General features: G+C 69.5%; 10 protein-coding genes and 1 pseudogene. 5 read left to right on the top strand and 6 right to left on the bottom strand.

Annotation, left to right across the window (positions count from 1 at the left end):
* Window positions 1-52 precede the first annotated feature (52 nt).
* Together ACIQI8_RS00330 and ACIQI8_RS00335 are read left to right on the top strand one after the other, a co-directional pair.
* On the top strand, window positions 53-1747 hold the full coding sequence (locus ACIQI8_RS00330) for an ABC transporter ATP-binding protein (RefSeq protein WP_402342676.1): 1695 nt from the start codon (window positions 53-55) through the stop codon (window positions 1745-1747).
* A 20-nt stretch (window positions 1748-1767) separates the two neighbouring features.
* Window positions 1768-3627: an ATP-binding cassette domain-containing protein gene (locus ACIQI8_RS00335; protein ID WP_402346593.1), complete on the top strand. Its 1860-nt coding sequence runs from the start codon at window positions 1768-1770 to the stop codon at window positions 3625-3627.
* 41 nt (window positions 3628-3668) lie between these two features.
* On the opposite strand, the gene ACIQI8_RS00340 is transcribed toward ACIQI8_RS00335, so the two are convergent.
* The 5 genes from ACIQI8_RS00340 to ACIQI8_RS00360 form a co-directional block, all read right to left on the bottom strand.
* Window positions 3669-4274 carry a LuxR C-terminal-related transcriptional regulator gene (locus ACIQI8_RS00340; protein ID WP_402342679.1) on the bottom strand — a complete coding sequence of 202 codons (606 nt, stop codon included), beginning with the start codon at window positions 4272-4274 and terminating at the stop codon, window positions 3669-3671.
* A gap of 470 nt (window positions 4275-4744) precedes the next feature.
* Window positions 4745-5251, bottom strand: a complete 507-nt coding sequence (locus tag ACIQI8_RS00345; protein WP_402342682.1) for a MarR family winged helix-turn-helix transcriptional regulator — start codon at window positions 5249-5251, stop codon at window positions 4745-4747.
* 97 nt (window positions 5252-5348) lie between these two features.
* Window positions 5349-5774 carry a hypothetical protein gene (locus ACIQI8_RS00350; RefSeq protein ID WP_402342685.1) on the bottom strand — a complete coding sequence of 142 codons (426 nt, stop codon included), beginning with the start codon at window positions 5772-5774 and terminating at the stop codon, window positions 5349-5351.
* A 448-nt stretch (window positions 5775-6222) separates the two neighbouring features.
* Window positions 6223-6846: an NADPH-dependent F420 reductase gene (locus tag ACIQI8_RS00355; protein ID WP_402342688.1), complete on the bottom strand. Its 624-nt coding sequence runs from the start codon at window positions 6844-6846 to the stop codon at window positions 6223-6225.
* A 33-nt stretch (window positions 6847-6879) separates the two neighbouring features.
* Window positions 6880-7614 (bottom strand): SDR family NAD(P)-dependent oxidoreductase, encoded by a 735-nt coding sequence (locus tag ACIQI8_RS00360; RefSeq protein WP_402342691.1) that lies wholly within the window; start codon window positions 7612-7614, stop codon window positions 6880-6882.
* Window positions 7615-7756: 142 nt separating this feature from the next.
* On the opposite strand from ACIQI8_RS00360, the gene ACIQI8_RS00365 reads away from it, so the two are divergent.
* Window positions 7757-8368, top strand: coding sequence for a TetR/AcrR family transcriptional regulator (locus tag ACIQI8_RS00365; RefSeq protein ID WP_402342694.1), 612 nt, complete (start codon window positions 7757-7759; stop codon window positions 8366-8368).
* A gap of 132 nt (window positions 8369-8500) precedes the next feature.
* Here the strand turns inward: ACIQI8_RS00365 and ACIQI8_RS00370 are convergent.
* Window positions 8501-9411 (bottom strand): annotated as a pseudogene (locus tag ACIQI8_RS00370) (LysR family transcriptional regulator).
* 179 nt (window positions 9412-9590) lie between these two features.
* Between ACIQI8_RS00370 and ACIQI8_RS00375 the strand changes: the two are divergent.
* Together ACIQI8_RS00375 and ACIQI8_RS00380 are read left to right on the top strand one after the other, a co-directional pair.
* The gene (locus ACIQI8_RS00375; RefSeq protein WP_402342697.1) at window positions 9591-10223 is read left to right on the top strand and encodes an NADPH-dependent F420 reductase; all 633 of its coding nucleotides are present in this window, start codon (window positions 9591-9593) and stop codon (window positions 10221-10223) included.
* 91 nt (window positions 10224-10314) lie between these two features.
* Complete coding sequence (locus ACIQI8_RS00380; RefSeq protein WP_402342700.1) at window positions 10315-11250, top strand: SDR family oxidoreductase; 936 nt, start codon at window positions 10315-10317, stop codon at window positions 11248-11250.
* Window positions 11251-11266: the final 16 nt, after the last annotated feature.

An 11266-nucleotide genomic window follows, 5' to 3' on the forward strand; every position in this document is an offset into this window, starting at 1 on the left:
CAAGACGCGGGAGAGGACCGCCGGTTCGGCGCCCGGACACACACTGGAAGCGATGGTGCTGCTGTGCTCGATCGCCGCGGCCGCGGCGACGGTGGCCCAACCCCTCGTACTCGGCCGCACGTTGGACCTGCTGCTGCGTGACGGCGACGCGGGCCGATGGCTCCCGCTGAGCGCCGGGCTGCTCATAGGCGAACTGCTGCTGGACAGTCTGACCGCGCTGTTCGCCGGCCGCTGCAACGCCGTATGGACGGCGTCCATACGCTCCCGTGCCCTGCTCGGAATGCTGCGCGCCGTACCCGACAGCGTCCGACCCCACCCGCCGGGGGACGTCGGAACCCGACTGACTCTCAACGCCGCGGACGCCGGCGGCGCCCCGGCTGCCCGCGCGGCGCTGGGAGCCTCCTTGATCACACCCTTGGGCGCGCTCGTGGCACTGGCCTTCGTCGACGTGTGGGTGGCCGCCTGCGTGTTGACCGGTCTGCCCGCGCTGGCGCTGCTGCTGCGGTCCTTCGCCCGCGACACCGGCACCTCGGTCGCCGCGTACCAAAGGACGCAGTCCCTGATCGCGACGCGGCTGCTGGAGGCCCTGGAGGGCGCGGCCACGATCACCGCCGCGGGGACCGGCGACCGCGAACGCGCCCGCATCCTCGCGCCGTTGACGGAACTGGCCGCCCAGGGCCGGCACATGTGGGCCCTGCACGGACGGGCCCTCGGCAGGAGCAATGTCCTGGTCCCGCTGCTGACCCTCGCCGCCACCGCCGTCGGCGGCCTGCGACTCGCGGCCGGCGACCTGAGCGTGGGCGACCTGCTCGCCGCCTGCCGGTACGCGCAGCTCACGGCCGGCGTCGGCGGTGCCGCGACGCTGCTCGGCGCACTCGTACGAGCCCGCGAGGCACGGCACCGGACCCTGGAACTGGAGAAGATGCCCCCCCTGGTCCACGGATCGCGACGGCTGCCTCCGAACGGCCCCGGCCAACTCGAACTGCGCGATGTGCGCGTGGTGCGGGACGGCAGGCAGGTGCTGTGTGCCGAACGCCTGCGGGTGCCGGGCGGCAGCACGGTCGCGGTGGTCGGCCGCAGCGGGGCGGGCAAGTCCGTCCTGGCGGCCGTCGCGGGACGGCTGATCGACCCGGACGAGGGACACGTACTGCTGGACGGCGTCCCACTCGACCGACTCACACGCGAGGCCCTGCGCACCGAAGTGGCCTACGCCTTCGAACGCCCGGTCCTCGGCGAGGGCACAATCGCCGAAGCGGTCGCCACCGGGCCCCGGCAGCCGGCCCCACAGGAGGTACGGCAAGCGGCCCGCGCGGCGGGCGCCGACAGATTCGTACGCCGGTTGCCGCACGGTTACGACACCCCGCTGCCGGAGGCGCCGCTCTCGGGCGGGGAACACCAACGCCTCGGACTGGCGCGGGCGTTCGCGCACGCCGGGCGGTTGCTGGTCATGGACGACGCCACGTCCAGTCTGGACACCGCCACGGAGCACGAGGTGAACTTTGCCCTGCGCCGCTCGGTGCGGCGGGGCACCCGGCTCGTGGTCGCACACCGTCCCTCGGTCGCCGACCGGGCGGACCTGGTGCTCTGGCTGGATGAGGGGCGGGTGCGCGCCGTCGGAACGCACCGCGAACTGTGGCACACGGCCGACTACCGGGCGGTCTTCGGCGCCTACGAAACCGAGGCGCACACCGTGACACCGGGCGCAGGGCCCGTACGCCGTCACGAACCCGCGGAGGTGCCGCCGTGACATCCGCCGGGTACCGCGGCGTGCGGGGCTCGGACGCCGACAGGCACCGAGAGGACGGAACCGGTGCGCTGAGCCGACTCGCGCCGCACGCACGTCACTTCCTCGCCCGCCGCAAAGGTGTGCTCGCGCGGCTCGCGCTCTGGTCGCTGGCAGAGTCGGGGCAGGCGTTCCTGGTGGGCTACGGGGTCGCCCGTTCCGTCGACGAGGGGTTCCTCGCCGGTGACCCGCGCCGGGGGCTGCTGTGGCTGGCGATCGCTCTGGCCGGCGTACTGTCCGGCGCCCCGGTCGTCCGAGGGGTGTTCACACAGCTCGCCGGGTTGACGGAGCCGCTGCGCGACGGGCTGGTGCGGCATGCGGTCGACCGCTCGATGACCCAGGCGGCCCGGGGCGGCCCAGGAGGAACCGACCGAGCGGCCGTCTCACGGCTGACGAACCAGGTCGAGATCGCCCGCGACAGCTTCGCCGGCCTCGTGCTCACCCTTCGCTCCTTCGTCTTCACCGCCGTCGGCGCCCTGCTCGGCCTGCTGTCCCTGCACCCCGCCCTGCTCGTGGTGGTCCTGCCGCCCCTGACGGTCGGCCTCGCGCTCTTCCTGTGCACGCTGCGGCCCATGGCAGCGGCCCAACGCCGCGCCCTGGCGGCCGACGAGGCCCTGGGCGACCACGCGGCACGGTCCCGCGCGGCGCTGCGCGACCTCACCGCGTGCGGGACCGGCCCCGACGCCGAACAGCGCGGCGCGGACCTGGTCGCGGACGCCGCCGCGCAGGCCCGGACCCTCGCCGGCTGGGCGACCGTACGCACGGCGGCCCTCGGTGTCGCGGCCAACCTGCCCGTACTCACCCTGCTGATGGCGGTGCCCTGGCTGCGCGGGCGAGGAGTGAGCACGGGCGCCCTGCTGGGGGCGTTCACCTACCTCGTACAGTCCCTGCTGCCCGCCCTGCACACACTGATGACCGCACTGAGCGCGGCCGGGGCCCGCCTACTGGTCGTCCTCGACCGGGTCCTGGGCCCGGTACCGGACATGCCTCCGAGAGACACGGGCCCGCCGAAAGGCACTTCGCCAACCGGCACCACCGACGACGTTGACGGTCGCGGCACCGCTGCACGACCGGCGGCCGATGTGGCGCGCCCGCTGTCCATGCCCGCGCCCGCGGCCCCCGCGGTGGAACTGCGATCCGTCACCTTCTCGTACGGTGTCCACGCCGAACCGGTGCTCGACGCGCTCGACTTGCGCGTCGCCCCGGGGGAACACCTTGCCGTGGTCGGTCCGAGCGGCATCGGCAAGTCGACCCTCACCCGCCTCGTCTCGGGCACACTCGCGCCGAGCCGCGGCGAAGTACGCGTGGCCGGACGCGTGGTGACGGGACGCGCCGCCACGGAACTCTCCGCACTACGGGTGCTCGTCCCGCAGGAGGCCTACGTGTTCTCCGGCACCGTGGGCGACAACCTCGCGTATCTGCGCGCGGACGTGGGGCGGGACGAACTCGAAGCCGCCGTCCGGATCATCGGTCTGGAGTTGCTGGTCGAGCGTCTGGGCGGTCTTGACGGCACGGTGCGACCCGCCGAACTGTCGCCTGGTGAGCGGCAGTTGATCACGCTGGCCCGCGCGTATCTGTCCCTCGCCCCCTTGCTCCTGCTGGACGAGGCCACCTGCCACCTCGACCCGGCGTCGGAGGCCCGCGCGGAGAGGGCTCTCGCGGCAAGGCCCGGAACGCTGCTCGTGGTGGCGCACCGGCTGTCCTCGGCGGTCCGCGCCGATCGGATCCTGGTGCTGGACGGCGTACACGCGGTGTGTGGCACGCACGACGAACTGCTGGACGGTTCGCCTCTCTATCGCGACCTGACGGGCCACTGGCAGGCAGGCGCGCCTCAACAGCGGTGAGGCCCGAACCAAGCGGTGTCGAGATCACGGCCAAGGCCGCGTCACGTCCAGCCGGCGTTCTGGACGATGCGGATCGCGTCGACCCGGTTGCGGGCGCCCACCTTCCGGATCGCCGTGGCCATGTAGTTGCGGACCGTTCCGCGGGACAGGTGCAGGCCCGCCGCGATCTCGGCGATCGGCGCCCCCTGGGACGCCAGGGCCAGCACGCCCAGTTCCCTGGTGGTCAGCGGCATCTCCGAGCCCTTCAGCAGAGCTACGGTGAGCGACTCGTCCAGGAAGCGCTCGCCCCTGGCGACCGTGTGCACCGCCGTGATCAGCCGATGCGCCGGGGCGTTCTTGTCGACCAGTCCGAGGGCACCCTCGTCGAACGCCCGGCGCAGCACCCCCGGTCTCTTGGCCGTCGTCAGGACGACGAGCCGGTCCCCGCACCGGATCCGCAGACGCTCACCACACCCCTTGTCCGGTCCCCTCAGACACTCGCCGTCCACGACACAGACGTCGGCGCACAGCGCTTCGCGCTCCGGACCGTCGGCGTCGGGACACAGCGACGACACGTCCAGCGTGTCGTCGGATCTCAGCAGCTCCACCAGTGCCGAACTCAGAAGTTTCTCGTCGTGCACCACAAGCGTACGAACCATCTTCCCCACCCCCTGTCAACGGCTGTCCCATTCCGTCAGCCGGCTCCCCGCGGCCAACGAACCAAGTGCCCCTAACCGGTGCGGCGGAACACGACGCGTACGCGGGGGCGAGCCGCACCGGAGTCAATCCGCCGCCTACGACGCCCCGTCGGGCGAGGGCGGAGGCGAGCGACCGAGCGAAGAAGGGCGCATAAGACACCAATCCACGGACTTCTCGCGCCGTGACGACCAGTGACCGTCGACCGCCCGTTCCCCGTACGGGCCCTGGCGAGGGCGGTCCCCGTCACCCGAGGCCGACCGTGCCTGCGAAGCCGGACGGGCGGACAAGGACTTCGGCGGATCTCAGGGACGGCCGAAAACCGCCGCTGCCCAATGTGGCGCGAAACCGTTCCGCTACGGCGCCACCTCGACCCACTGGCCTGTACAAGATGGGCGACTCCGACGACCGCCCCTAGGGCCGCCGGCTTGTCGAGCCGTTCCTACCGCCGACGCCAGGGCAGCGTCTCTTCCTCGTCCTGAGCCGCGTCCACGTGCTGGAGTGCGGCGTTGATCGCTTCGCCGATCTCCGCGAACTGCCGGACCTGATCAGGCGTCAACGCGTCGAAGATCGCATGCCGTACCGCCTCGACATGCCCGGGAGCCACCCGCTCCAGCAGCCGACGTCCTCCGTCGGTGAGCACGGCGAGCTGATTGCGCCGGTTCGCGGGGTCGTCGCGCCGATCCACGTAGCCGGCTTGCTGAAGGCGGGTCACCGCGTGCGTGAGCCGACTACGGGTGATCCTCAGGCGCTCGGCCAGCTCCGACATGGTCAGAGCCTGGTCCGGGAGCGAGGACAGGTGGGCAAGAAGGATGTAGTCGGCGTGCGTCAGACCAGCGTCGCGCCGCAGCTGGCGGTTCAAGTAGTCGGACAGATGAGTGGAGAACTCGACGTAGGCGAGCCAGGCTCGCCGCTCCTCGGCATCCAGCCAGCGTGGACCAGTGGGCATGATCACACAGTATCGGTCAAGCCATCTACGAAGGGCTGGCCGCCCGCGATGTCTCCGGACGTCCCACTCGGGAGACCAGCACCTTCCAAAGCACGGCTCAGTCCGACGGAAGGAGTGACTGACCCACTGACCGAGTACCCGCCCCACCATCGAAGGTCAGAATTCCGTGCACGCGGCGGAGAGCACGAGGGCTTTTCGGGCGATTGGCAAATGCGTCCAAAAGCTCATACCCAGCGACCAACACCACCTCATTCCCCTCATACGACTCGAGGTTGATCACTGCGGCTTCAAGCAAGCCAACCTCGGCGGCGAGCAAAGGGATTCCGTCAGCACCTTCCGTCAAGGCCAATCCGGCTCGTGCATACAGTAATGGTATGAGAGCAACTCCGCTTGACTGGGCCATCACCTCGTCGTCGAATTCACTCAACTCGGCGATTTGAGTATAGGCATGATCAAGAACACCTATGAGGGCGACTAATTCCCGGATGCTGATATTGATGACGCCCGGATCGACTGAGTACATCGGGATCGATCGAGGCGCGTCACGGCGACGGCGGCGTATCAAAGAGCGCTCCCGGAAAGGCCTGCCGCGGAGCTCTCAACTCCCGTGACGTCCGCGGTTCGACACAGGAAAATCGGCGGGTCATGAGTGCACTCTGGAGCTCATCGACTGTGGCACTGTTTGAAGATTAACAAACTCCTTCTCCCGACCGAACCGATTCACCTTTCTTTACATGAACATGCCCTAACTTTACCTTCGGTGGAATCCGTTTCACTTGTCAACGGAGGCTTACGACCCGAGAGCCGCTTTTTCCCCAAGTCCAGCCACTATTGGTAGATCTGGTTCGTTTTGCGTCGACTCGTCGCCCGGTACACGCGGTCGGGGGCGAATCATTCCGTGCTCATCTATCAAGCCCGAACGGACAGCGAGGCCGAACAGGGTGATCCTCTCGGGCCTCGCTGCCGTCAACTCAGACGGAAAGTTCGGTGACGCTGAGGGCGAAGTCCAAGTTCCCCACCCCGTGGTTGGCGAGGCCCACCGTGACCACGCCCGCCCCCTCCAGCCAGTGCGCCATTTTCAGGGCGCCGACGTCCAGCGGGCGCAGCCCGAGGGTCTCGATGAACGCCTCCACACTCGCCTTGGCCTGCGCATCGTCGCCGGCGATGAAGACGTCCGGCCGACCCTTCTCCAGGACATGGCGGAAGACGGTGTTGAACGCCTTCACCACGCCGGCGCTTGCCGGGGCCACCTTGGCGACTTCCTGCGCGATCGAGGTCTCCTCGCGGTGGGCCAGGCCGTCGAACGTCGAGTTGAAGGGATTGCTGATGTCGACGATGACCTTGCCCGCGAGAGCGTCCCCGTACTGAGTGACGGCCGGCACGACACCGTCGTACAACAGGGCCACGATGACGATGTCCCCGGCCGGGGCGGTGCCCCATTCTCCCGTCGTGGCGCCGCCGCCGAGTGCCTTGGCCAGGTCGGCGGCCTTGGACTGGTCGCGGCCCATGACCTCGACGGTGTTGCCGCCCGCTATCGCCCGCGTGCCGATGGTGCGGGCCATGTTCCCGGTGCCGATGATGCTGATGTTGCTCATGAGATGTCCTGCCCTAATTGAGGGTCGTTCGGTTCAGATGGCGGTGGTGCCGCCGTCGGCGACCAGTTCCATGCCGTTGACGTAGCTGGAGTCGTCGGAGGCGAGGAAGAGCGCGGCGGTGGCGATCTCGTCGGGGTGGCCCATCTGGCCGCGGGGAATGAGGGACTCGAACTGGCGCTTGGTGGCCTCGTCGAAGAGCTCTTCCTGCATGGCGGTGGCGACCTGACCGGGGGTCAGGACGTTGACGCGGATGCGGCGGTCCTTTAGCTCGTTGAGCCAGACGCGGGCCCAGGCCTGCTGGACGGCCTTGCTGCCGGCGTAGACGCTCCAGCCGGGGAAGGCGCCGAGAGAGGCGTTGGAGCCGGTCATCAGGATGGAGCCGCCGTCATTGAAAAGCGGTAGGGCCTTCTGGACGGTGAACAAGGTGCCGCGGGCGTTGAGGTAGAACGCGGTGTCGAAGTGGGCCTCGGTGATCTCACCGAGCGGGGCGGGCTCGCCCCCTCCGGCGCTGGCCCACAGCACGTCAAGGCTTCCCTTTTCCCGCTTGACGGTGTCGTACAGGCGGTCCAGGTCGTCCAGGTCGGCGGCGTCGCCCTGGACGCCGGTGACGTTGCGGCCGATCTGCTTCACGGCCTCGTCCAGGGCGTCCTGGCGGCGGCCGGTGATGAAGACGTGCGCGCCCTCGTCGACGAACAGCTTCGCGCCGGCCAGTCCCATGCCGGTGGTGCCGCCGGTGATGACCGCGACCTTGCCGTCGAGCTTTCCCATAGTCGCTCCCTGGGTCGGTGGTGCCATGTGCACCTGGGCGGCGACGTTAAGTACACCGCCCTGTGTGCTTACGGTATGGGGCGGGCAGCCGGGACGCAACTATGTACACCGCTCGTTACCCGACGGGGGGTACGATGGGGCCATGACGGAGTTGGAGAAGGGCCCCACGGGCCGGCGCCGCGGCCGGGGCGCCCGCGAGCGCATCCTCGGCGCGGCCCAGCAGCTGTTCCGCGAGCAAGGCATCAACCGCACCGGCATGGACCAGCTCTGCGCGGCGGCCGAGGTGTCCAAGCGCACCGCCTACCAGCACTTCGGCGGCAAGGACGAACTCGTCGCCGAGCACCTGCGCCGGTTCGATCCCTCAGTTCTGTCCGGCGTGTTCGACCGCCCCGACCTCACGCCCCGCGAACGTCTTCTCGCCGCCTTCGACGTCTCCCCCACGACCCCGCTGTGCCCCTACATCGCGGCCGCCGTCGAACTCCACGACCCCGAGCACCCCGCGTCCCAGTACGCGCGCGACTACAAGAAAGCCGTCGCCACACGGCTCGCCGACACCGCCCGCGAAGCCGGCGCCGCCGACCCTGAACAGCTCGGCGAGCAGCTCGCGTTGCTCATCGACGGTGCCGCGGCCCGCACCCGGGTCCTCAACGCCGACGCCTTCCCCACCGCCGCCGCCGTCGCCACCGTCCTCATCGACAACGCCATCCCCGCCACGGTCGGCGACGACCGACAGCGGGAGGAAGTGTCGAGTTGACGTGGCGCATCGCGGCCGCAGCAGGATCCGTCTGAGCGAAGGGCGACCTTCGAAGGTTGCGGGAGTTCAAGGTCGTCGCCTCGGTCCAGGGCGCCGCCGCGCCGCCGGTCTACGGGGTCAGTGGCGAACTGCTCAAGCCGGCCTTGTGACGGCATCTCCGCCGAGCTGCCACATCTCATAGTTGCCGCACTCTGACGTGGTCTCGGCCGTCGACCGAGCCGCCGTGACGAAGTCATCCACTACCGGCGAGGTGTGCGATGCCGCCACCGCGAGGCACACCTGTTCAGGCGCCAGTTCCGGGATGGGCACGTAGACGACGTCGGGATGCGAGTAGAACACGGACGCCGAACGGGCCAGGAAGGAGATGCCCCGCCCGGCCCCGACATGCTCGAGCGTCTCGTCCACCCCGCGCACCGGGTACCCGGCGTCAGGGTGCGGGCGCTTGGTGGGCTGCGTGCTCGGGTCACCGGGCCAGACCAGCGGTTCGCCGGCCAGGTCGGCCTCGCTGACCTCCTTCTTACCGGCAAACCGGTGTCCAGCGGGCAGTACCGCCACCCGGGGCTCCGCGTACAGCGGGGTGACGCGCAGGCCCGCCTCCTCGATGGGCAGCCGCACATAGGCGACGTCGATGCGGCCGTCGAGCAGCATCGCGGCCTGGTTGTCCCCTTCGATCCGCTGTACGTCCACGACCACATCCGGGTGCAGGGCCTCGAACGCCCGCGAAGCCGGGGTGACCGCGATGCCGGCCCGGAATCCGACCATCAGCCGCCGGTTGCTGCGGGCGGCCGCGGATGCTCGGCGGCGGACCGCGTGGGTGGAGACGAGCAGCGGACCGGCATCGGCCAGAAGTTGCCGGCCCGCGTCCGTCAGCTCCACACCGTGGCGATCCCTGGTGAACAGCGAGACGCCGAGATCCTGCTCCAGCGCGCGGATCTGCCGCTGAGCACCGGCTGCGCGATATGGAGCTCATCGGCTGCGCGGCCGAAATGCAGCAGGTTGGCCACGGTGACGAAATAACGCAGTTTGCGCATATCCAGATCCACGGCGTCTCCCAGTTGGTGATGCCTTCAGGGTATCACCACAGCTTCAAGAGGTCTTGGACACCATTCACTCCCGATGGCAGCCTGAAAGCAGGTGCTTGAGGGCGCCAAGTCCAATTCACTCCGAGAATTCGACATCAGAATTTGACAGCAGGGTCCAAGCCCGGAAAGCAGGAACACCGATGAGTAGCATCAGTATTGTCGGACTGGGAAACATGGCCCGCGCTGTGGCCGGCCGGGCGCTCGCCGGCGGGAACGCCGTCGAGATCATCGGCCGCGACCCGGCCAAGGCCAAGGAGCTGGCCGCCACGGTCGCCGGCGCCACAGTCGGGACGGCCGGGGCCGCCCCGGCCGGGGACATCGTTCTCCTCGCCACTCCGTACGCCGGCGCGGCGGCGGTGGTGAGCGAGTACGGGGACGCACTGCGCGGCAAGGTCATCGTCGACATCACCAACCCCGTCACCCCCGACCTGCAGGGCTTCGTCGTCCCCGCCGACAGTTCCGGCGCACAGGAGATCGCCAAGGCGGCTCCGGACGACGCCCATGTCGTCAAGGCGTTCAACACTGTGTTCTCCCACGTTCTGGCGGCCGGACCGGCCGAGGGCCGCCCTCTGGACGTGTTCATCGCAGGCGACGACGCGCAGGCGAAGGCACGCGTTTCAGTGTTCGTCGAGAGCTTGGGGCTGCGCCCCTGGGACATCGGGGAGCTGCCCATGGCGCGGGCACTGGAGAACGTCGGCCTGCTGGAGTTGGGCCTCATGAACCATTCCGTCAAGCACACCAATTTCTCCCTCGGTATCACCCTTCTCGGTTGAGCGCACCCCGACCACTACCTCGCGTGCAGCATTACGCCAGGCCATTTACCGCACGAAAATATTCCGCACCTACCCTCACAAGGAAAATTACATGCGCGTTTTCGTCGCTGGGGGGACCGGCCATTCCGGTTCGTACATCATCCCCGAACTCATATCCGCCGGGCACGAGGTCACCGGCCTGGCCCGGTCGGACGCGGCCGCGGCAGCCGTGTCCGCGCTCGGCGCGAAGGTGCGTCGCGGCGACCTCCAGGATCTCGACGGGCTCAAGGAGGCAGCTGCGGACTCCGACGGCGTCATCCACGTCGCGCACCGGCAGGATCTGCTGCCCTCCGGAGGGCTCGACGCCGTGGCCGCCGCCGAACTCCCGATCATGCTCGCGTACGGGGAGGCACTCGCGGGGACCGGAAAGCCGCTGGTCGCGGCCGGCAGCATCGGCTCGCCCGGGAACCTGGAGCGGCCGGCCACCGAGGAGGACCCGGCGCTGCCCGCCGGCGAGGAGCACAAGGGCACCCTGCGGGTCCGCAACGTCGTGGAGAGGGCCGTTGTCGACCTCGCCGAGCAGGGGGTGCGGTCGTCGGTCGTGCGGATCGCCAACATCGCGCACAGCACGACGGATCGGGCCGGCTTCCTCCCCACACTCATCGCGCTCGCGAAGGAAAAGGGGTTCGCCGGCTATCACGGCGACGGCGCGAACCTGTGGAACGCCGTGCACATCCGCGATGCGGCCACCTTGTTCCGCCTGGCGCTGGAGAAGGGGCCGGCCGGCACCTACTGGCACGCGGTCGGGGACGAGGGCATCCCGTTCCGCGACATCGCCGAGGCCATCGCCGGCCGCCTGGGCCTGCCCGCCGTGAGCGTTCCTGACGACGCCCTGATGACGCCGGGGTACTTCGGGTTCCTCGCGAATATCGTCACGCAGAGCTACCCGGCGTCCAACCTCATCACCCGCCGGACCCTCGGCTGGGAACCCGCCCGGCCCGGCCTGCTCGCCGATATGGACAACGGCCATTACTTTCCCGCCGGTTGACGGCGGGGACCCGGCT

Origin of the sequence: Streptomyces sp. NPDC092369, from assembly GCF_044755245.1 — a bacterium.
Lineage (GTDB): Bacteria > Actinomycetota > Actinomycetes > Streptomycetales > Streptomycetaceae > Streptomyces.